We start from the raw sequence: 23,206 nt of genomic DNA on the forward strand, positions 1-23,206 counted from the left end.
CCGAGGACGACGAGTCCGGGCAGGCTCCGGCCGGGAAGGCAACAGCAACGTTAGGCGCGTACTAACGGAATGACACGCAAACCGAGTGTCGCGACAGAACATTTATGTTCTGTCATGACCGAGGTGCAGCAGTCAAGCCACGAAGTGGAAAATCGAACTGAATTGAGCGCGGGGTTGCAAACTTGTCAAACGCAATCTCGTAACAGAAGTTCTTTTCGTCCACAACGCGGATTGTACCCACGCCAAAAATCTTGTGCATCACGCGGTCGCCAACTTCAAACGTTGCCGAAGGCGCTTTCTTGACTAGCCCCAAGCTTTCGTCACTCAAGAAATCCCGTTCCTGATCGACATTTGCAATATGCGCTTTCGCCGCTTCGAGCAAATCTTCCGATAATCCGCGAGCCACATCTAGCCCGCCCATATCCATTTCAAGCAAAAAACGCGACGGATAACGCGTTCCGCTCTCCCCCGCCACACCATCTTCGGCATCACTCAAGCATAAAACATTTTCGGCACGCGTAAATGCCACATACGCAAGCCTGCGCTCTTCTTCTAGCTGAACCTTATTCTGCACACGCTTTACCGGGAAAAAGCCCTCATTCAAACCGCACACAAAAACGTACGGGAACTCCAGCCCCTTCGCATTGTGAATCGTCATGAGTTGCACGCGATCTTTTTCTTCGGCATCTTCATCGACATTCGTGAATAACACAATATTTTGCAAATACTCATCCAGCGAAGCATCTTCCTCGTAATAATTTTCAAACTCCAGAATTCCCTGTTTCAGTTCCGCGAGATTGTCCAAGCGGTCTTCGTCGCCATCCAAGCGCAACATTTCTTCGTACTTTGTCTCACGCAGAATTTTCGCCAAAATTTCAGAAACACTCATGTCCCTGTAGCACGAACGATACTTTTCTATCAGCTTCACATACTCAACGACATTGCTCCGCGCCAAAAATCCCTTGCAATCAAAATCAATCTTATTGCGTTCATTGCCCACCGACGACATTTCTGCCTGCGATGAAATATCGCAAGCCACATCATTCAACATCCCGGCTTCCGACACAATTTCCAAAAGCGCTTCGTAAAGCCCAACGCCTCGCGCATCGGCAAAGGCCTGCAATATCGAAACCTTGCGCGGCCCAAACTGGCGCTTGGGCGTGTTCACCGTCCGCAAGAACGACAAATCATCGGCGTACACGAGCATGCGCAAATAGCAAATCACGTCCTTGATTTCTTTGCGCTGGTAAAACCCGACACCGCTATAAACCTTATACGGAATATTTTCTGCCATCAAGGCTTCTTCGACAGAACGCGACTGCGAATGCATTCTATACAGTACCGCAATATCTTTGTAACGCATACCGCCCGCACTCTGCACCGCATTCTGGATGCGTTCCACGATCCATTTCGCTTCTTCGCGAGTGTTCTTTGCATGGTAAAAGACAGGCGTTTTTCCACCAACGCGAACCGGCCTCAAGACCTTTTCGATTCTAAACTTGTTGTTCTTGATAACCGCATCCGGCACTTTCAAAATGCTCGGCGTTGAACGATAATTGTTCTGCAACAAAATCGTCTTCGTCCCTTGATGCGTCTTGTCAAATTCAAGAATGCGATTGACATCCGCGCCGCGCCAGCCGTAAATCGTCTGGTCCGGGTCCCCCACGACAAATAAATTCTTGTGATAGCTCGAAAGCAAATCCGCAAGCATGAATTGCTGACCGTCAATGTCCTGATATTCATCGACCATCACATACATCATGCGCTTGCGCCACTTGTCGAGCTGTTCCGGGAAACTTTGCAGAATGTACAGCGTCACCAGAATCAAGTCATCAAAATCAAGCGCATAATTTTTCTTTTGCTCGTAAAGATAGCGGTAATAAACCTTCATCCACTTGTCGTCAGCATCATCAGACAATTCCAGCAAATGATCTTTGGGCATTTCGCGATCATCCACATCGCGACTTTCCTCGCTGCGGTCATCGTCTCCGCGATCATCCACACTCTCCGAAGGCAATTCCGCAAAAAGCGAAACGTAATCCAATTCATTAGCCTTGCGCCCCCCGATAAAATCGAGGACACTGCTGATTTTCAAATCCTTGAGTGAATACCCTAAATCCGCATACGCCTTGCGCAAAAGCGATTTTTGGTCATCTTCGTCCAGGATCATGAACTCTTTCGGGTAATTCAGCACATGGATTTCTTCGCGCAAAAAACGCACACAGAATCCGTGGAATGTGGAAATGTAGCCGCTGTCATCGCCGCCCAAAATCAAACGAATACGTTTCTTCATTTCGTTCGCGGCCTTGTTCGTGAACGTCACGCAAAGAATGTTCGCAGGCGAAATGCCCATTTCCTTCACGAGATACAAATAGCGATGCGTGAGCGTTTTCGTCTTGCCCGATCCAGCGCCCGCCACAACGCGCACATAACCTTCGGTCGTTTCGACAGCTTCCAGCTGTTCCTTGTCCAAACGAGAGCGCTCTCCCTCAAGGGAGTCCATAACCTGAGCCTTCATTTCTGGGGAAAGAACCATCTGCGCCTCGCATGGTGAACATTTGTTTTACTGCACAAAAAGTAGTCTTTTAAAATTATTCCGTCAAGTTAAATCATATAGACACCGAAGCACAACGACAACCGAATAGCCTTTTTTTTCAAAAAAACGCCATTTCGTACGATACCATTCTAAATTGGAACGTTTTTGTAAGATTTTTCTAAGTATTTCTAGAACATTTGGCTATATTTACAGACGGAGCAATGATAAAACACGTTATCGGCCAAGGAGTATATATGCTAAAAATGTTCTCCAGAACTGTGGCTATCGTAATTATTGTGTGTAATACAATGCTGTTTGCACAAAGCACATCCCAGGACAACAAAGAAAAACTTAACAGGACAACGAAAAGCCTACAGAGCATGAATTTTTATCTGCCCATCGAATCAGAAACATGGAAGATAAAAGCCATCAACAATGAATGGAGTTCTATCAGCTACCAATTCGGTTGGACTCGCTATAAAACAGAAGCAAATGGTTATTCATCTGTTTTCGGTTTAGGCATCGGCTTTTTGAATGGTTCTCTCAAAGATGAAATATACCACAAAAAAAACGATTTAAAAGGACTCGATTTCAACGTCAAGCTAGGCATAGGCATGGCCCCAATGTCCGACAAACTAATAGTCTCCGTACACTTTCTTTGCGGGCTTGATTTGAAAATCATCGAAGGAGAAATCAAAACAGAGACTCATAAATATACCACTGGAGCCATATACGTCGATGCAGTCATCGGTGGTGACGTTGTTGTCGGTTACCATGTTTTCGACACCATTGGCGTCATTGGCGGAATCGATATCACGACAAACGCTTACGGAATAGGAACCTATTACAACGATCCTGACCAGCCGTCAAAAACAAATAAGCTTTCATACCTATTCACAGGCGTAAATATCACACCCCACATTGGATTGTTCTTCGTCTTCTAAGATCTTATTCATATTCCTCCTCAATAACCCCAACCCTGCACGAAAATGTGCAGGGTTTTTATGCAATACAAAATTTTTTCGCCATACAAATGAGTATATTATTCACATCCAAATTCAGGAGGTTCAAATGCTTATTGTCAATACAGACTATATCAGTGGCAAAGAAATCGAAACAGTCCAGCTCGTCAAAGGGAGCATTGTTTTTTCGAAGAATGTCGTTCGAGACATTTTCGCAGGCCTCAAAACAATTATCGGTGGCGAAATTGCAGGCTACTCCGAAATGATGAACGAAGCGCGCCAAAAAGCAACAGAACGCATGATTCAAGAAGCTAAATCCATTGGCGCAGACGCCATTGTAAACGTGCGCTATTCCACAAGCAGCCTGATGGCTAGTGCCGCAGAAATCATCGCTTACGGAACCGCAGTCCGCTACAAGAAATAATCCCAGCTACGCGCCGTAATTTCGAATAAAGAAAAACGCAAGAACAGCCGCAATAGACAAGTACACAAACACCACTAGCGCGGCTTTTTTTCGGCTACCTTCAAAACGGATTTCTGGCAGCGTTTTCACAAAACAAATCTGCCAGAGATCAAACAACACCCAAGCAAAATTGACCAGCGCCATACAAAGGCCAACATGGTGCGGAGCAATAAGAGCCACTAACGTCAAATAAATTTTTATGCTACCCGAAACACTGTTCGCAAGCATAAAATTATGGGCTCCGACAAAACCACCTAAGCAGGCGGCCACTGCCATTTTCGTTCGGTTTCTCGGTTTTAATTCTTCGAATTCCATTTAGTTATCCCTATACACCGCGCCAAAATTAAAAACATTCATATCATCCAAAAAACTTTTTAGTTCTTACTTTTAAATCACGTGACTACAATCACGAATCTTTCTATTTTTATTATATGGCAAATTCATTATTTTTTGAAAAATTCGCAGCAGTCCTCCCCGCAGGCGGGCTTGGCAAGCGCATGGGCGGCAACATCCCCAAGCAGTTGATGCAATTGGGCGGCAAACCCGTTTACCAGTATTCTCTTGAAACATTCCTCAAGATGGACGAAATTGCAGAAGTCGTCATGGCGGTTCCTGCAGACTGGAAAGATTATTTCGAAAAAGAAATTGAAGCTTGGATTTCTGCAAGCGAGAATGTCGAAAAGTTTAGAACAAAGTTAAAAATCGTTTTAGGCGGAAAAGAACGTTGGCAGTCCGTAGAAAACGGCGTGAATGCACTCACGAGTAACGCCGAATACGTTCTAGTGCACGATGTCGCACGCCCGTTTATAAGCGAAAAAATCATCCGCGATGTATTTGATACACTCGTCAACAAAGGCAGTTGCCTCGTTGCAAAACCCGCCATCGATACCATCAAGGTTGCAAGTGATGGACGCGTCGAAAATACGATTGACCGCAGTAAGGTTTGGCTTGCGCAGACACCGCAAGCAGCGCGCATCAACTTGCTCAAGCAGCTCTATACGCGCATTGCAAAAGAACCGCTGAACTTTACGCCGACCGACGAAGCAAGCATCCTCGAATTCTTTGGCGAGCCCGTCTATATTGTCAAGGGCGAATCCGCAAACGACAAGCTCACTACACCCGAAGACTTTGAAGTGTTTGCAAGCCGGGCAAAACACATTTAATTTTTTACGAGGAATCGAGTTCAAATATCTCTATTTAAACTGATCTCTATTCAAAAAAAATATTGTATTTTCCCATTTATTATACACAACAACTTACTTTTTTATTATTTTAAAAATACAAACGAGGGGGAAAAATATGATATTTCGTACTATTCCACTTTTATTATTTCTTGTCACTTTTGTAGCCTGCAGCAATAGCGGTTCAAGTCATTCACACGAGCAATCTTCTGATGAAGAAATAGAAGGAATGCTCCTGCTCAAAAGCGGATCCGCCACAATCGGAAGTAACGACAAAAGTTTCAGAGCCAATGAACGCCCCGCCATGAGCGTCCTACTAGATTATGATTTCTATTTGAACGTTCACGAAGTAACCTGCGGTGAATATGCCGAAGTCGCCAAGGATGCGGGTTTCAAAACGTTCGCAAAATGCGACAACGACAGTTTACCAATTACTGATGTTACGTACTATGATGCAGTCTTATTTGCAAACGCCAAGAGCAAGTTGAACGGACACGACACCGCATACACGTACAGTAAACCAACCTTTGACAACGATGGACATTGTACGAACCTGGAAGGATTCGCATTTCATGCCGACGCAAAAGCATTCAGGCTTCCGACTGAAGCAGAATGGGTTTATGCGGCAACCCGCACCTGGGATGTCAAGAAAAGCTGGAACAGCAGCAACTCCAAATACAATCTGCATAAAGTTTGCAGTGCAGGTTCAGATTCTACGGGATTCTGTGACATGGCTGGTAATGTCATGGAATGGGTAAATGACTGGATGGGAGTTTTCCGCGATACAACAATCATCAACTATGTCGGTGCCCCCGATGGCGGAGAATTGGGCGAACGAGTCGTCAAGGGCGGCTGTTACTCGTCTTCGGATAAAGAGATCAATCCCTATAGCCGTGGAGATGTATATACGGTCACTTCTTCGACAAAAGCTGAGTACATAGGTTTCAGGCTCGCATTCGGAAATATACCGAATGCGCTTTGGATGGGAAAAGAAGGATCTTCTCAAACAAGCGTTGTTACACCGCTTGCAGGAAGCGAAACAGTCAAGGCGCTCACCGGCGCGTACAACGTAAAACTAGCCTTCCGCAACGATGTTTCCGGAAATATAGCCTACATCGACTATATGAACGGAACTCTTTCCGTTAAAGAAATCACAAAGGACATCGATGCTTATCATCCCGAAATATCTCCCGATGGGAAATGGATTGCCTACTGTACAGGCATCGAGGGCGTATCAAGAAAATCAACGATTTACATACAAAGTTTAGAAGAAGAAAGTAGCCCCATAAAACTTGATGTCGAAAAGGCTGCCATTCCCCGCTGGAGAGTTCTTGAAACTGGCGATACCGTCATCATCTTTGTGACCGATGCCGGCAATAACAAAAATGAAGCAACGTTCAAGTCAGCCTCCACTTGGCAAGTATCGTTCGCCAACGGAAAATTTGGAACTCCGCAAAAGTTATTCGATGGAGCATACCACGGAGGGATTTCTGAGGACAATACACTGACAGTTACAGGCTCACGAGTCCTTCGCGCACGTATTGCAAAAACTAATTCTAACCTTTCGCAAAATGCTCTGGACACAACTTGGTACAATGAAGATCAGGCTTGCAACGTTTCTCTTGCTCAAGACCGAACAAAGCGCACCTTATTCCTTGATTTTGGTGGAAAGACAGGTAAGGACTTCGTTGGGAAAAAATATGCTACGCATGAACAAATTTTTATTGCAGACAGCACAGGTAAATTAATACAATCTATCAAGGCGCCCGAAGGCTATACATTCGACCACACGGAATGGACTACAGACAATATCCAATCAAGCATTGTTGCCACTCTAGCCAACATAAATGGAGCTCACACAAAAATAGTTTTAATCAATCCAGTTGACAGTAGCATCACTGAACTTGCCGAAGGAGAAGAACTATGGCATCCCAATATGTGGATAAAGAAAAAAAATCCAGAACCCATAGGCACTCTTGAAACAAGCTTCAAACTAGATCCAGATAGCGCAGGAATGTATTACAATCCATCGGGATCCAATTGGTACGCAGATGACGAATATCGCTACAAAATGGAATTTCTATGGCAATATAAAGACACGGCAAACGTTGTTATTTTAGGTTCATCCCGAGTCTTTTTCGGCTTAAACCCATTACTATTCAACAAGCCCTATTACGCAGTCAACCTATCTGTCGAGGCAATGGAACATAAGGCAGCCTATCATTTCTTGTCAAATTATATCCTTCCACATATGAAAAAATTGAAAATTGTCATCAAGGATCTGGATATTGACCGTTGGTTCACCGTCTCATCAGGCATATTCGAATATGCATACAAGTTCTATGCTGGATATGTTTACGACAAAAACCATAACTACTGGAAAGAAGGCGCTCCCCGCGGGCTTGCCAAGGCGACATACAATTCCCCGGGCATTTTCCGTACGCAAAACATATTACGTCCAACACGTGGTTTTAGTGCAAAAAGTGGAAGTAGATGGGGAAAACCAGCTACAGAAAAAGACTCAACCTGGTTTGATATTTTCAGCGACCGTTTCATGCACAACTTCAATCACCTTATCCAAATGATTGAAGAATGTCAAATGCATAATATCACATTCATTGGAGTCATCACACCACAAAACCCAAGCTACAAAGAAACCGGTTCTTTCGGAAAATTCGGCATTCGCAGAAGTGAAGCCCCAATCCTAATCCAGAAAATAGCCGATTTACAAAAAAAATACCCCAACTTCATCCTGATGGACGAAAATAAAATGGGAAATCACGATTACACAGATGAAATGGCCATGGACAGAGACCATTTAGCAGAGAAAGGCGCTCAACAACTAACAAAACGAATCGATTCTCTCATTAGAAGCCTTGATATTGATTTATCCCATTAATCGAGTTGCAAAATTGATTCATCGCATATCTTTTTTCTACATTTACGCCGAAAAAATTTAAAGGGTAATAAGATGAAAGTTTCTTTGAATTGGCTTAGACGTCACGTTGACCTTCCGGAATCTGCGGAAGATGTCGCAAAGGCGCTCACCTCCATCGGTCTCGAAGTTGAAGGCATGGAAGAACCGGGCAAGGTCTATGACAAGTTGCTCGTTGCAAAGGTTCTCACTTGCGATCCGCACCCGGATAGCGATCACTTGCACATCACTACCGTGAACGACGGCACAAACACCATCCAGGTTGTTTGCGGAGCCCCGAACGTCGCTGCAGGCCAGACGGTTGTACTCGCCCCGATTGGCGCAGAACTCCCACTCCCCGATGGCACCAAGCTCAAGATGAAGAAATCCAAGATTCGCGGTGTCGAAAGCTTCGGCATGATTTGCGCCGAAGACGAAATCGGACTTTCTGACGACCACGCGGGCATCATGGTTTTGGACGATTCCATCCCGGCAGGCACCCCGTTCGTAAGCCTCGGCATGTATGAAGTTTGCTACGAATTGAACGTCACTCCGAACCGCCCGGATGCTCTTAGCCATCGCGGTGTCGCACGCGAACTTGCCGCCAAGTTCAACCGCCCGCTGAAGCCCCTCGCCTACACCCTCAACGAAGATTCCGAAGCAGCCAGCTCTGCTATTAGCCTCGAAGTCGTTCCGGGCTGCGGTTGCTCCCGCTATGTGGGCCGCGTCATCAAGGACGTGAAGGTCGAAAAGTCCCCGGCATGGCTCGCCAAGTTGCTCCACGCCGTTGGCATGAACAGCATCAACAACGTGGTCGATATCACGAACTTCATTTTGATGGACGTGGGTCAGCCGCTCCACAGCTTTGACATGGACCAGCTCCACGGCAGCAAAATCAAGGTACGCCGCGCCGTGAAGGGCGAAAAGATCGAAACGATTGACCACACCGAACATGAACTCGTCGAAAACGACCTCGTGATTTGCGACGGTGACCGTCCCGCTTGCGTCGCTGGCGTGATGGGCGGTGTCGAATCCGAAATCGTCGATGCCACCAAGAACGTGTTCCTTGAAAGCGCCTGGTTCAACCCGACCGTTATCCGCAAGCAGGCCAAGCGCCTCTGCATTTCTACAGACTCCAGCTACCGCTTCGAGCGCGAAATCGACTTTGCTACGCAGGACGAATACAGCAAGTACGCTTGCGCCATGATTCAGGAAGTCGCCGGTGGCCGCATCCTCAAGGGTTCCGTCGAATACACCGGCGAAGACCACAAGAAAGAAAACAACGTAGTCACACTCCGCATTGCCCGCGCCGAAAAGGTCATCGGCATGAAGCTCGAAGCAGCCCAGGTCGAAAAGTACCTCACGGGCATCGCGCTCGAAGTCGTGAAGAAGGACGCAGAATCCATCACCTTCAAGATTCCGAGCTTCCGCCCGGACCTAGAACGCGAAGTGGACCTCATCGAAGAAATTGCACGCCTCATCGGCTTTGACAACATTCCGTACAGCTTGCCGAAGTTCACGATGCAGCCGAACGAACTCCCGGCTATCGAAGTTTTGAACCGCAAGATCCGCAAGACGCTTTCTGCCATGGGCCTCCATGAATGCTTGAGCCTCCGCTTTACGAGCAAGGCCCGCACCGAAGCCCTCTTTGGCCCAGAAAGTGACGACCGTCGCAGCAAGCCGGCACTCCTTTTGAACCCGCTCAGCGAAGAACTCGGCGCTGTTCCAACATCGCTCCTCCCGAACTTGCTCAAGGCTGTTGCCGAAAACGAGAAGAACCGTCCGGGTTCTGTTCGTCTGTTCGAAGTAGCGAAGGGTCAGTTCAAGCGCGCCCGCAAGGACGAACGCGATCCGGGCTTTGACGAATCGAACCTCGTCGCCCTCACCATCGCCGGTAACTTTGACACCGATCCGCTGAACGACAAGCCGAAGCAGATTGACTTTGCCGCCTTCAAGGGCTTTGTCCAGAGCTTCTTCAAGCGCCTCGGTCTCGTCGTGGAATTCCGCGCCGCCGCTAAGCCGGAACTCTTCCTCCACCCGGGCAAGCAGGCCGAAATTGTCTGCAACGGCACAGTGCTTGGCACGATGGGCGAACTCCACCCGAACTGCCTCAAAGCTAACGAAATCAGCTACGAGACTTACGTGATGGAAGCCGACATGGACAAGATGGAACATGAAAGCCACAAGAAGATCGTGTTCCAGCCGTTCAGCCGCCAGGTGCCTTCGACCCGCGACATCTCTATCGAAGTTGCCAAGTCGATGACTCACGAAGACGTGCTCGCCCGCATCAAGGCTCTCAACCCGAAGAACCTCGCGAAGATTACTCTCAAGAGCATCTACGAAGGCGAAAAGATTGAAGCCGGCAAGAAGAACATGGTTTACAGCCTCACCTACCAGGCTATGGACCGCACGCTCACGGACGACGAAGTCAACAAGGCTCACAACAAACTTCGCGACAAGCTCGTCGCGAACGGCGACATCGTGCTCCGCTAGCCATATATCATCCCCGCAAATGGCGGGGATCTAGACCATTACAAAAAAGACCTGCGTTTCTAGCGCAGGTCTTTTTTTTTGCAAATGTTTTCGTCAATTACTGGGTAATCGGTGTATTGTCCAAAATCGTATCAACCGTTTTTTCAATGATACTTTCCCAGTCGCTCAAGGAGACAACAAACGTATATCCCGAGTTCGATTCGTAATCACCATAGCCAACTCTACGGCCGCTACTTACATCATAAAAGGCGTAAATACCCTTTGCTGTAAAGTAATTTTGCGGACAAGAATAAGTAGTCATTCCATTAGAGCAAGTCCCCATTTTTGTCGTTCTGCCAATCCAAATATCATCCAAAACAAGATAGACGTCCGCAGACGGGTCCATCTCCGTTACTCTCGGAACTTTAATATTCTCTTCATTCACAGGTGCTGGTTCAATCTTAACATAATCCCTGGAGATTTTTTGTACAGCGTAGCGAATACCACTCGACTGAGAAAGCAAGTTATATTCCAATTGAGCCCTGTACCAATCCGAGAAATTGTTAACATAATCCGGCAAATCGTCCTGTAAATCATCCAAATTTGCGACAAGCGGTTCTGTGAACACAACTTTCACCTTAGACGGTTTTTTAGTCCAAGAATCATCAATCACAGCACGCTTTGCAGCACACCCCACCAGGAATACACTTGCAAACGCCATAGTCAAAATAAACTTTAATTTTTTCATTCGAACTCCTTTTTTATAATATTTGGAATATAAGTATAGTAAAACAACCTTGTATTAAGGTTGTTCATCAATTAAATGATGCAAAATATTTTAAGACATTCATTCAGTCTTCTGAGCCCATCAAAATCGATGGATTATGGAACCTGCTGGAATTGAATCCATTACACATGCCCCCAAGCCTAGGCTTAATTCAGTCCAAGCTGCTCACGTAGATTCTTGATAAATTCATATTCTTCGGGCGACATATTGCTCTTGTTGTCGTCTTCGCGAGATGCGTTCGCAATACGGACCATGCAGTTCGTCACCTGGATTTTAAAATCGTTTGAAGCCGACCGGAGCGCTTTGACGCAAGCCTTAGTGCGGTCACTTGCCGACTTGTAACCTGCATAAAGGTTGTTGAATTCGTCCCAACTGGCGTTCGGAGTCACTTCGTCATGAATTTTGTCAAGTTCAGCACTTTCCGCTTCCGTTGCCGAAGTAGCCCCCGGCAAAAGCTGTTCATTCTCGTGGTTATGCGAAAGGCAGGCCGTCTGCCAGCACAAAATCAAAAGCGCCATATCAAAATTCATAAGAACCTCTGTTTGCATAGTCATCCGCTTAAAAAGCGATATGACAAATTTTAAATATTTACGTTTTAAAAATACGAAAAAAGTGATTAGTAAACAGTGGTTAGTAAACAGGAATTGTAAAAGAGAACGTTCTTATTGCCATTCAACCACAATTCCCTCACTGGATTCCCTCCCAAATGCAGATACGAGAAATTATGGATAGGGCAAGCCCCAACCTCTTAGGCTCGGTTTAAAGAATATACAAGCGTAATCAGAATTGTATGGATCCCCTTCGCTCCGCTTCGAGGATGACAAGGTCGAGCATGACTGCTCCAGGACGACGATCCCAAGATGACAAAAAAGCAACCACATCCTACTTCTAACATCCTACTGTCTACCGCCCACTTGCACCCCAAAAAACCTAACCACCAACCACCAACCACTAACCACTTTACTATACTTTAGTCATGGCATACATCGCAATGGCGCGTAAGTGGCGCCCGCAATCATTCAGCGATATGGTCGGTCAGGAACATATCGCAAAGACTCTCGAGAACGCCATTCAGGGCGGTCGTCTCCATCATGCATTCCTTTTTACCGGCACCCGTGGTGTGGGCAAGACGACTAGCGCCCGCATCCTCGCCCGCACGCTCAACTGCAAGGGCTCAGACCCGCTACACCCGTGTGGCGAGTGCGACAGCTGCAAGGATATCGCCGGCGGAAACCCGATGGACGTCTATGAAATAGATGCGGCCTCCAACACCAGCGTCGATAACATCCGCGATGTGATTGACCGCGTGCAGTACCCGCCCGTCATCGGCAAGTACAAGATTTTCATCATCGACGAAGTCCACATGCTCTCGACAGGCGCCTTCAACGCTCTCCTCAAGACGCTCGAAGAACCGCCCGCCCACGTGATTTTCATTTTTGCAACGACCGAAGTCAACAAGGTTCCGCAGACGATTTTGAGCCGTGTCCAGCGCTTTGACTTCAAGCGCCTGACCGTTGACCAAATCCGCAGCCGCCTCCGCTATATTTGCGAACAGGAAGGCATCAAGGCTACCGACGAAGCTCTCGACATCTTTGCCGAAAAGGCCGACGGTTCCATGCGTGACGGCCTCACCTACTTTGACCAGGCCTACGCCTTTACCGGAAACGAGATGACCGCGGAGTCCGTCCGCTCCGTCCTCGGCATTCCGCCTGTTGAACTTTTCTTCTCGCTCATCCAGTCCATCGAGAACCACGACATCAAGGGTTGCTTCCGCATGGTGGATGACGCCGTGAAAATCGGTATCGAGTTCATCCCGCTGCTCGACGGCTTTGGCAAGTTCCTCCGCAACTTGCTCTACGCCCGCCTCGATGCATTCACTCCGGACGCTCTCAACATCACCGAAGAACTTTACACCAAGTACAAGAGTTGCGCCCAAGGCCTTACGAACGGCGACATTCTCCGCATAAGCAAGATGCTCATCGACTTGCAGGGCACGCTCCGCTACAGCACGAACCCGCGCCTCCTCGTCGAGACGACGTTCGCCCGAATGGCTTGGCTCGACCGACTAGTCGATTTGCGAAAAGCTCTTGCAGCGATTAACGATCCTAAAAGCGCCGAAAACGACGCGGTAAAAAAAAAAGTAACTGAAGTCAGCGCCATGATAGACGCCCAGGAAGAAGTCCAGGCGTCTTACGACGATCCGTTTGCAGGCTACGAACAGAGCAGCGTGCAAGCGTTCTCGCGCTACGAGATTTCAGCCGCTTGGCCATCCATCCTTTCGGGAATTGCAAACGACGGAGACTACGTTTTCTCTGCGGCTATAGCAAACACGACTCTCGAAACGGGCGACCCCGAAATGACCCCGTTCCCAATTGCGCTGACTTACGCAGGCACCACCGAAAATTCGGACAACTGGGGCTACCGCCAGATGATGGAACACGAGGACTATGTCGAACGCGTCACACGCATTTTGGAAGACCGCCTGCAAACAAAAATTGCACTTTCCATCCGAACCCGCGCCTTCACCGAAAGCGAACTGGCCGAACAACGCGCCGCCAAGATGAGCCCTTACGAACTCGACCTAGAAAAGGAACCGGGACTTGCAAGGCTCAAGCAGATGTTTGCCGCAGAACTTGTGTTCTCCAAAAAACTGAAACGCGCTACCATGGTCGCGCAAACAGACGACGAAGACTGCGATGCGTAAATTTCATGGACCCTATCGTGAAGCTCCTGGGTGACAATTAAAACGTCATCCTGGAACGAAACGTAGTGTGGTGATAGGATCCATAAAAATAAAAATTCTATAATTACGAATGGAAAATGACTTTAATGCCCCCCACTTTAATGTCATTCCCGACTTGTTCGGGAATCTCCCGAGACTTCACTAGAAGGAGATGCCCGCTCGTAGGCGGGCATGACAACAGCGGTAAAGCAATAAAGCATAAAAACAACTTTTAATACACTCAAAAAGCGAGGATACATTCATGGACATGAGCAAAATGCTTAAAGACCTTCAGAAAATGCAAAGCAAGATGCTGAAAGCTCAAAACGATCTCAAGGCACAGAGCTTTGACGCTGAAGCCGGTGGCGGAATGGTGAAGGTTGCCATGAACGGAAAGGGCGTGCTCACGATGGTTAAAATCAACCCCGATGCAGTCGACAAAGACGATGTCGAAGCACTCGAAGACCTCATCATGGCAGCAGTCAATTCCGCAGTCAAAAAGAAAGATGACGCCACCCAGTCTAGCATTTCCGACATCACTGGCGGCATGAAAATTCCCGGTTTGATGTAATTTTCGTCAAATTTTGCAAAAATTCGCAAATTCGGGTGCACTTCATCCCCGATATTTGCGCTTCATCAAAAACAGAAAAAAGCACCCTTATGAAAAGGGTGCTTTTTTTTTACATTTGGCTAGCTTAATATATTAGGAGAACGAATGTCAAGGAAATTTTTAGTCCTTTCTGCCCTCGCTTTAGGGCTGATGGTACCAGCCTCGGCAAAAACCTACACCAGAGATGAGGCGGTTCAAATCGCTATTGAAAACTCGCCTGATGTTAAATCGGCCGAAGAAGATCTCATTAGAGCATCTTCCCAAGTAGAAGCTGGCTACGGCAATGCTTACCCCTCTATTGACTTCAATGCAACCGTGACTCGCATTTTCGGACTTGACGATGTCAAGGGTGGTACGCCAATAACAAACACAGCGTCAGACATGTATGGCGCTAAAGATGACGATGGAAACCCCAAAGCAAACCTTTTTGACAAAAGTGTTCTGGCCCCAGCAATCGACAAAATGATAGGCATGGCAAGTGCTCAAGGTTACCGCTGGCAATCTAGCGTAGGCCTTACCGTGACCCAGGTGCTTTATGCAGCAGGCAAGGTCGGTACAGCAATCGATATCGCGAAGGCCTACAAGCTAAAACAAGAAATAGCTCTCGAAAATGTTAAGACCTCGGTTCGTTTCAACATTGAAAAATCTTTTGACAACTGCATCATCATTGATTCTTCTATTGCTATTCTAGAAGCAACCATCAAGCTGACCGAACAGAATCTTGAATTTCTCAAGCAAAGTTACGAAAGCGGCCTTGCCTCAGAACTGGATTTACTCCGTCTCCAGCTGTCTCTTGACACCTACAAATCAAACTTACAAACAACCAAGAACAATTATCTCGTTGCCAAGAACGCACTCCTCATCGCCATGGGGCTTGAATGGGATCCAGACATTCAATTGCAAGGCGAACTCCGCACCCCGGATTCGAACCTTCCCTATCCTGACACTGTAATGGCAAATGTTCTGCAACGCCGCAAAGAAATTGCCATGCTCAATGCCGCCGAGACCATTCTCGAAAAGAATATCGATATCGAAAAAGGCGGATACAAACCAACAATCGCTTTGGTGGGCGGTATTAAATACGCCAATAACCAAAACAAGATTACCGAATGGGACGCTCCTAAGTGGGACAAGCTCAACAAGTATGTGGCCTTGAACGTTTCCATGAACTTGTTCAATGGTATGCAAACCAAGGAAGCTGTAGTCCAAGCAAAATCAAATCTCCGCAGCACACAAATTCAAAAGGAAACGCTCGAAAAAGCAATCCGCTTAGAAATTGAAACTGACGCGATAGCTCTTGCTACAGCAGAAGAACAACTTGTCATTCTAAAGAACAACATCGATTTGGCTGCACGTATTTACGATATGACGGAAGCAGCCTACAAAAACGGAAGTGAAACTCAGTTGAACCTGATTGCGGCAGGATTATCGCTTCATCAAGCCAAACTGGAATACATCAAAGGTGTACAAAACTGGAACAACGCCTATAACGCAATGCTCACGGTCACCGGAGAATACTAAGATTTAAGAGGAAGACAATTATGAAGACTATTACAAAATCAATCATTACTATTTCTGCCCTGTCGCTCCTCCTTGCCGGATGTGGCGACGCCAAGAAAGACGCCAAGTCCGAGAAAAAAGTTTCGACCATCGAAGAAATCCAGAAGGTTAAAGGCAAGCCCGCCCGCGTCGTGAAAGCAACCACAGTCAAGCTTACCGACGTCCGTGCCTTCAGCGGTACTATCGAAGGTAGCCAGCAGACGTCTGCAGTAGCAAAACTCGGCGATCCGATTGCCAAAATCAAAGTGCACGTTGGTTCCAAGGTCAAGAAAGACCAGGTTCTCGCTGAATTCGTATTCACGGGCGACAACACCGGTTACCAGCAAGCAAAAGCCGCCATGGAACTGAACGAAAAGACCCTCGCCCGCACCAAGGAAGTGCAGGCCAAGGGTGGCGTTTCCCAAAGCACAGTGGACCAGCTCGAAACCCAGATCAGTGTTGCCAAGATGCAATTGGAAGCAGCCCGCCGTGCAACGCTCGTGCTCGCTCCGTCTTCCGGTACCATTACCGAAGTCAAGCACAAGGTCGGCGAAGTTCCGGGTGTCGGTGGTGCCATGTTCACCATCGCAAACCTCGACAAAGTAATCCTCAAGCTCAACGTCACAAGTTCCGAAATCGGATTCTTCAAGAAGGGCGCCAAGGCAACAATCGAACTGAACGGCGAAAAGCTCCAAGGCGAAGTGAGCCTCATCCCGCTCGCCGCAAACCCGATTACGCGTTTCTTCCCGGTCGAAGTCACCTTCAAAAACAAAAATCGTAAACTCCTCCCGGGCATGTACCTCACCACAAAGATTGACGCCCGTGAAGTTACAGGCGTTACAGTCCCTGTCGAAGCCATTGTCTATAGCAACGGCGTGAACTCGGTCTGGATTGTCGATAACGAAGGCAAGGCCAAGCGCAAGATTGTGCAACTCGGTGTGCAAACCAAGACCGACATTCAAATCAAGGATGGCCTTAGCGAAGGCGATGTCGTGATGGTCGAAGGCCAAAACCGCATGAACGATGGCGACAAGGTGCTGATCGTCGAATAATCGACACTGGAGTATAGTCAATGATAAAAGCCAGTATCTACAAACCAATCACCATGCTCATGGTCATCTTGACCGTGGTGGTGTTCGGTCTTTATACTTATTCTATGATGGTGGTGGACTTGATGCCGAAATTCGAAGTCCCCGTGGTTACGGCCACCATCATTTACAAGGGTGCAAACCCTGAAGAAATCGAAACCACAATTATCAAGCCGATTGAAGAACAGGTGGAACTCGTGGACGGTATCGACTACGTGCAGTCCATCTGCTTGGAAAACTACGGCATTATCGTCGCCATGTTCAACATGGGCGTGAACGTGGACGTTGCCGCAAATGACGTGCGTTCCAAGGTGGACCTCGCCTCTGCGGACTTCCCGGATGCCGTGCAGGCTCCGATTATTTCAAAGGTCGATATTAACGGTGCCGCCATCATGGCAATTTCGTTTACCGGCCCTCTGAACTCTACGGAACTCCGCCAGAAAGTCGAAGACGAAATTGAACCGCTCTTCACCTCTGTTTCCGGTGTCGCAAGCGTCGATATCTTCGGTGGTACAACCCGCCAGATTGCCATCGAAGTCGACAAGGAAAAAATGATGGACCGCGGTGTCGATATCGGCACCATGATGGGCCTTTACGGCATGTCCAACGTTAACCTCCCGATTGGTGAAGTTATCGGCAAGCACAAGAACACGTCTGTGCGTACCGCAGGTAAGTTCAAGAACCTCGATGAAATGCGCAATATGGAAATTCCGACGGAAAAGGGAGTGGTCAAGCTCTCTGAAATTGCCGTCGTGAAAGATACCATCGAAACAATTACATCGACTTCCCGCTTTAACGGCATCAACTCTGTCGCACTGGATATCAAGAAGCGTTCCGACGCAAACGTCGTGGAAGTTTCCAGAGGCGTGCTCAAGCGTTTGGAAGAAGTCAACAAGACTCTCCCGGAAGGCTTCAAGCTCACGCTCATTTACGACAAGTCCGAAGCTGTGAACGAATCCATCGATAACGTTATTCAAAACATCATTATCGCCATCGTGCTTACCGCCGCCCTCTTGCTCTTGTTCCTCGGCAAGTTCTCCACGATGATTATCGCAGCCCTCACGATGCCGATTTCTGTGATTGGCGCTTTCACGCTCATGTACTTCGCAGGCTTTGGCATCAACATGATGTCCCTCATGGCTCTTTCGAGTTCCGTGGGGCTGTTGGTGACGAACTCCATCGTCGTGCTTGAAAACATCAACAGCAAGTTGAACCAAGGCCTTGACCCGAAGGAAGCCGCCTATAAGGGCACCTCCGAAATCATGATTGCCATCATGGCATCAACACTCACCAACGTCTGCGTGTTCGTGCCTATCGCATTCATGAAGTCCATCGTAGGTATCTTCTTTAGAACATTCGGTATGACCATGGTGTTTGCAACGTTCGTGTCGCTCCTCGTGACATTTACGCTTACACCGCTTATGGCTGCCTACTTGTTCAAGGGTAAAAAGAAAGACGAAAACGGAAACATCATCGAAGAAAAGCCAGGCATTATCGAATCCGCTCTTGGTATTTTCCCGAAAATTTTGAACGGTTTCCGTTTTGTCTATTTGAAGATGCTTGGATTCTGCCTTTCTGTTCCGGGCGTGATTTTCCAAGTTGTAGCACTAGTCCTTACTCTCATGCTCGTCGCAAACCTCGCCAAGAACAACTTGACCGTTGAACTTACCCCGAGACAAGACCAAGGCATGATGAGCATCAAGCTCGAAATGCCCGTAGGTACGAATATCGAAACGACCGACAGTGTCGCACGCATTATCGAATCCCGCGTCAAGGATATTCCTGAAATTGTTCACTACAGCATGAACGTGGGTGGTTCCAACGGCTTTACGACCGTAAACCAGGCTACCATGCGTGTAAGGCTCTTGAAGGACTGGGAAAAGAAGAAAATGAAGGACTGGAAGGGCAGACATCGCAGCACCGACGAAATCGTCGATTCCATCCGCCCGTACCTCGCCAATATTCCTGATGCCTACATTTCCGTGAAATCCACCTCCGCCTCTGAAATGCAGAACAACTCCGCCGGTGACGTGGTGCTCGAAGTGAGCGGTCTCCATGCAGACTCCGTGATTAAGGCTTCTCAAATCGTCCTTGACCGCGTCAAGGAAAAGATTGACGGTATCGTGGATATCAAGACAAGTTACGAAGCCGGTAAGCCGGAAATCCGCTTGGTTCCGAATCGTGCAGCACTTGCCGACTACGGTGTAACGCTAGAAACCGTCGCAAACTACAACTACATCGCAGTGAACGGTTTCGAAGCAGGACAATATACCGAAGACGGTGAAGAATACGACGTTTATGTGCGCTTGATGGAAAAGGATAGACAGAGCCATGCCGACATCGAAGACTTGCCTGTCAAGACGCCAAAGGGCTACGTAAGTGCAAGTGAGCTCTTCCACATCGAAGATGGTGCAGGTCCGACGCGTATTGACCGTAAGCGCAAGATGAGACGTGTTGACGTTTCGATGAACTTGCTCCCGGGCCACACGACCGGTGAAATCATGGGCAAGCTTGGCGAACTTACTGCAAGCATGAAGGACGAACTCCCGGAAGGCATCACGTTCAGCTTCGGTGGTAACGCCGACATGCAGAACGACATGCAGAAGGAATTCATGACGGCAATCGTGATGGCAATTCTCCTCACCTATATCTTGCTGATAGCTCTCCTCGAAAGCTTTGCCCAGCCGTTCATTATCATGACAACCATCCCGATGGGCGCTATTGGCGTGCTCCTCGCCCTTATCTTTACCGGCAAGGCACTCTCCATGATTGCCCTCATGGCTATCGTGATGTTGATTGGTGTGGTGGTGAACAACGCTATTCTTTTGCTCGACGAAGCAAACCGTCTGTTGCGTAGTGGAAGCATGGGCCGCCGTTCGGCAGTGTTGACCGCAGCAAAGTCCAAGTTCCAGCCGATCATGCTTGCAACGCTTGCATCCGTGATTGCACAGCTTCCGCTGGCATTTGCTCTCGGTGGTAACGTGGCCGCCATGACGCAGCCGATGGGTATCGCCTCTGTGGGTGGTTTGATTGTGTCCGCAGTGCTTACCATGTTCCTTGTGCCGACATTCTTCTGGCTCCCGAACGCCCTCTTTAGCAAGGCAAAGAAAGGCGCCAGCAAAGTCAAGGCAAAGTTCAGCAAGGCATAATTAAATTTCATTAGACAACTCCGCAAAGTCCCCCACCCGGGGGACTTTTTTTGTGCAGTGTCATCCTGAACAAAGCCCGTAAGGGCGACGTGAAGGATCCAGTTAAGCTTTGATTTTTCACAACAAGAAATTACTGGATCCTTCCCCCTTCGGTGTCAGGATGACTTTACGGCACTTTGCAAACCATAGGTTGCAAAATTTTCAGAAAATAGATTTTTGAGATTTTTTCTTTGTATTTTACGGGGATGAATCAAATAAACTTGTCTAAAAAATGGTGCCAGAGAAACGGAATTGCAATCATAGACTGGGATTGCAATAGAGAATGCGCCGAAACATGCGCAGCACCTATGAAAGTTGCAGTTTCGAACGCAAGTGACGAACTTTTGCTGGAAAAAATTCGATTTGCAACACAAAAGTGCGTCATCCCCGAAGAGCACTCCCCTGCGGAAATCCGGCTTATGCACAGCAATGCCGAAAACATTGACGATGAAGATTTGCTCAAGCATATCAAGCAGTTGGACGCATCGCGCAACACGTCTTGGGAATCAGAGCCCATTGTGAATTTCGTCAATAGCCTTATCGTCAAGGCGCTCCAGAAAAAAGCAACCGATATTCACCTTGAACCGACGGCCGACTCGCTCCGAGTGCGGTTCCGCATTGACGGACTTTTAACGGAATACCGTTCGTTTCCGCAATGGCTAGCCGAACCCGTTTTGATTCGCTTGAAAGTCATGGCAAATGTCGATATCACGGAGCGCCGATTGCCGCACGACGGGAGTTTTGCATTTGAAGATTTTCGCGAAAAAGTGAACGTGCGCTTAAGTACCATTCCCGTAAACAACGGCGAAAAATGTGTTTTGCGATTGCTCCCCGCAAACGATTCTGCACAAACGCTCGACAATCTAGACTTTAGCGAAAAGACGTTACAAGCCCTCCGACGCATTTTCAACGCTCCGCAAGGATTATTCTTGGTCACTGGCCCTACAGGCAGCGGCAAAACTACAACTCTTTACGCAGGCCTCCGCGAAATCATCCAGCGGAAAATCAACGTCACAACAATCGAAGACCCTGTTGAATACGAGCTTCGCGGCGCCAATCAAGTTCCCGTAAATGAAAAATGCGGTTTCACATTCGCCGTTGCATTGCGTTCTATTTTACGCCAGGATCCCGACGTGATTTTCGTTGGCGAAATACGTGATGCAGAAACTGCACAAATTGCAATTCGAGCCGCACAAACAGGGCATTTGGTTTTAAGCACCCTGCACACGAACAGCGCCAAAGGCGCAGCACCACGCTTAATTGATCTCGGCATTTCTCAAAGTATTTTAAACGAAACCTTGCTCGGCGTTTTCGCTCAGCGCCTCGTGCGGAAAATTGATAAAGGCAGAACCATCGTCTGCGAATTGCTGTTACCAAGCGGCACCTACGCCGACGGCACCATGCAAGAAAATGCACAAAGACTCGTAGAAACCGGCATCACCCATCAAGAAGAAATAGATAGAGTCATGGGGAGATAGTAAGCAAAGCTGAAGGATTCTTCACTGGATCCCCTCAGCTTCGCTTCGAGGATGACGATTCCTAACCACCAACCACTAACCACTTCCTACTAACCCAAGTTCACTTCTTCCCGCCGAACCACGAATTAATATCGTCGCCTTCTTTCATGGAAAAATTAAGGTTTTCAAGACCTTCGCCAAGTACAATCGTACGAATACCAGCTTGTTCAAAAACAGATTGCAAGTATTCTGTACCACTGCGGCCCGCTTCATCTTTGTCCAAACAAAGCATAACATTTTTATTTTTGAAAAGCGGGAGCCATTCGGTCTTGAACGAGCGAACACCGGGAATGCCAATAGCAGCAATATTTTGTCCTAAAAACGTAAGCGTATCAATAACGCCCTCGCACAAATAAACCCAGCCCGGTTTTTGATCAAGAACAGAAACATTGTACGGATACGGAACAGTCCCGCGCAAATTCAATTCCTTGGGAACAACGGAGCTATTAATAGCTCGCGCCTGAAAATAAAACGAACGGCGTTTTGCATCGAGGTAAGGGAAAAACAGCGGATGTTTGTAATACCTCAAATTTCCATTTTCATTGAAAAGCCCTACATACTTGAGGACTTCCAAATCGTAGGTTTCTTTGAGCTTATCGCTAATCGCACCATAATCCGTAATCGTGCGCAAAAGCATCTTATCCCAAATCGGCTTGTATATGCGGCGGCGAGCCAAGTATGCCGCAGCTGGAGTCCTATCGATAGGACTCAACATTTTCAAGAACGAAAGGATGATTTTCTTGCGTTCATCTTCACTCACAATCTCTTTGGCTGGCTCAGGTGAATGATATTCCAGAGCTGCTTCGCGCACCGCCATTTTCGCCACAAGCGTGGCATTTTGCGCTGTCGTATGAACCTGCGCCGGAGCAACTGCAGGCGAAATATTCGGTGCCGCATGATTTTGCATCGGCAATTTTGCACCCGACACCAAAAATCCATACGTTTCCTTGAGCCAGTTCAAAGCCTCTAAAAAGGAACAATTCTTGACAATCTGAACAAGCGAAATCACATCACCGCGAACATCGTCACAAACCCAGCAACGGAATGTTCCACGTTCTTCAGAAAAAGAAACCGAAGGCGTTCTATCGCCATGAGAATGGCGCGTTGGGAAAAAGCAACGGCAACGATTACGCACCACAGGTATGCCTAAGTCCACAGCGACCTTCGTAATCGAGAGTGCAGCCTTAAATTGTTTGAGTTCCTCTTCTGTCATTGCACAAAGAATAT

Annotated in this window: 16 protein-coding genes; 11 read left to right on the forward strand and 5 right to left on the reverse strand. The window is 47.7% G+C overall.

The window, feature by feature from the left end; genetic code table 11:
- Positions 1–112: 112 nt before the first annotated feature.
- Positions 113–2,536, reverse strand: a complete 2,424-nt coding sequence (locus tag HUF13_RS07595; RefSeq protein WP_173474566.1) for an ATP-dependent helicase — start codon at positions 2,534–2,536, stop codon at positions 113–115.
- 380 nt (positions 2,537–2,916) lie between these two features.
- Here HUF13_RS07595 and HUF13_RS07600 point away from each other — a divergent pair, with 380 nt between their 5' ends.
- Together HUF13_RS07600 and HUF13_RS07605 are read left to right on the forward strand one after the other, a co-directional pair.
- Positions 2,917–3,480, forward strand: coding sequence for a hypothetical protein (locus HUF13_RS07600; protein ID WP_304038941.1), 564 nt, complete (start codon positions 2,917–2,919; stop codon positions 3,478–3,480).
- Positions 3,481–3,607: 127 nt separating this feature from the next.
- Positions 3,608–3,922: a YbjQ family protein gene (locus HUF13_RS07605; protein ID WP_173474568.1), complete on the forward strand. Its 315-nt coding sequence runs from the start codon at positions 3,608–3,610 to the stop codon at positions 3,920–3,922.
- A gap of 6 nt (positions 3,923–3,928) precedes the next feature.
- Here HUF13_RS07605 and HUF13_RS07610 read toward each other — a convergent pair whose 3' ends face one another.
- Positions 3,929–4,276, reverse strand: a complete 348-nt coding sequence (locus HUF13_RS07610) for a hypothetical protein (RefSeq protein ID WP_173474569.1) — start codon at positions 4,274–4,276, stop codon at positions 3,929–3,931.
- A 116-nt stretch (positions 4,277–4,392) separates the two neighbouring features.
- On the opposite strand from HUF13_RS07610, the gene ispD reads away from it, so the two are divergent.
- The 3 genes from ispD (at position 4,393) to pheT (ending at position 10,549) form a co-directional block, all read left to right on the forward strand.
- Positions 4,393–5,124 (forward strand): 2-C-methyl-D-erythritol 4-phosphate cytidylyltransferase, encoded by a 732-nt coding sequence (gene ispD / locus HUF13_RS07615; protein WP_173474570.1) that lies wholly within the window; start codon positions 4,393–4,395, stop codon positions 5,122–5,124.
- Between the two features lie 136 nt (positions 5,125–5,260).
- Positions 5,261–8,041, forward strand: a complete 2,781-nt coding sequence (locus HUF13_RS07620; RefSeq protein WP_173474571.1) for a TIGR02171 family protein — start codon at positions 5,261–5,263, stop codon at positions 8,039–8,041.
- Between the two features lie 72 nt (positions 8,042–8,113).
- Positions 8,114–10,549 carry a phenylalanine--tRNA ligase subunit beta gene (gene pheT, locus HUF13_RS07625; RefSeq protein WP_173474572.1) on the forward strand — a complete coding sequence of 812 codons (2,436 nt, stop codon included), beginning with the start codon at positions 8,114–8,116 and terminating at the stop codon, positions 10,547–10,549.
- Positions 10,550–10,646: 97 nt separating this feature from the next.
- Here the strand turns inward: pheT and HUF13_RS07630 are convergent, their stop codons facing one another.
- Both HUF13_RS07630 and HUF13_RS07635 read right to left on the reverse strand, forming a co-directional pair.
- Positions 10,647–11,276: a hypothetical protein gene (locus tag HUF13_RS07630; protein ID WP_173474573.1), complete on the reverse strand. Its 630-nt coding sequence runs from the start codon at positions 11,274–11,276 to the stop codon at positions 10,647–10,649.
- Positions 11,277–11,461: 185 nt separating this feature from the next.
- On the reverse strand, positions 11,462–11,845 hold the full coding sequence (locus HUF13_RS07635; RefSeq protein ID WP_173474574.1) for a hypothetical protein: 384 nt from the start codon (positions 11,843–11,845) through the stop codon (positions 11,462–11,464).
- Between the two features lie 446 nt (positions 11,846–12,291).
- On the opposite strand from HUF13_RS07635, the gene dnaX reads away from it, so the two are divergent.
- From dnaX to HUF13_RS07665, 6 genes are all read left to right on the forward strand, one after another.
- Entirely contained in the window at positions 12,292–14,019 is a 1,728-nt protein-coding gene (gene dnaX, locus HUF13_RS07640) for a DNA polymerase III subunit gamma/tau (RefSeq protein ID WP_173474575.1), read from the forward strand.
- A gap of 280 nt (positions 14,020–14,299) precedes the next feature.
- Positions 14,300–14,608 (forward strand): YbaB/EbfC family nucleoid-associated protein, encoded by a 309-nt coding sequence (locus tag HUF13_RS07645; RefSeq protein WP_072827240.1) that lies wholly within the window; start codon positions 14,300–14,302, stop codon positions 14,606–14,608.
- Between the two features lie 144 nt (positions 14,609–14,752).
- Positions 14,753–16,168: a TolC family protein gene (locus tag HUF13_RS07650; RefSeq protein WP_173474576.1), complete on the forward strand. Its 1,416-nt coding sequence runs from the start codon at positions 14,753–14,755 to the stop codon at positions 16,166–16,168.
- A 20-nt stretch (positions 16,169–16,188) separates the two neighbouring features.
- Positions 16,189–17,238 carry an efflux RND transporter periplasmic adaptor subunit gene (locus tag HUF13_RS07655; RefSeq protein WP_173474577.1) on the forward strand — a complete coding sequence of 350 codons (1,050 nt, stop codon included), beginning with the start codon at positions 16,189–16,191 and terminating at the stop codon, positions 17,236–17,238.
- A gap of 20 nt (positions 17,239–17,258) precedes the next feature.
- Positions 17,259–20,423 carry an efflux RND transporter permease subunit gene (locus HUF13_RS07660; protein WP_173474578.1) on the forward strand — a complete coding sequence of 1,055 codons (3,165 nt, stop codon included), beginning with the start codon at positions 17,259–17,261 and terminating at the stop codon, positions 20,421–20,423.
- 347 nt (positions 20,424–20,770) lie between these two features.
- Positions 20,771–21,940, forward strand: coding sequence for a GspE/PulE family protein (locus tag HUF13_RS07665; protein WP_304038943.1), 1,170 nt, complete (start codon positions 20,771–20,773; stop codon positions 21,938–21,940).
- Between the two features lie 100 nt (positions 21,941–22,040).
- Here HUF13_RS07665 and HUF13_RS07670 read toward each other — a convergent pair whose 3' ends face one another.
- Positions 22,041–23,192, reverse strand: a complete 1,152-nt coding sequence (locus tag HUF13_RS07670; RefSeq protein ID WP_173474580.1) for a toprim domain-containing protein — start codon at positions 23,190–23,192, stop codon at positions 22,041–22,043.
- Between the last annotated feature and the right edge of the window lie 14 nt (positions 23,193–23,206).

The organism is Fibrobacter succinogenes, from assembly GCF_902779965.1.
GTDB classification, from domain to species: domain Bacteria; phylum Fibrobacterota; class Fibrobacteria; order Fibrobacterales; family Fibrobacteraceae; genus Fibrobacter; species Fibrobacter succinogenes_F.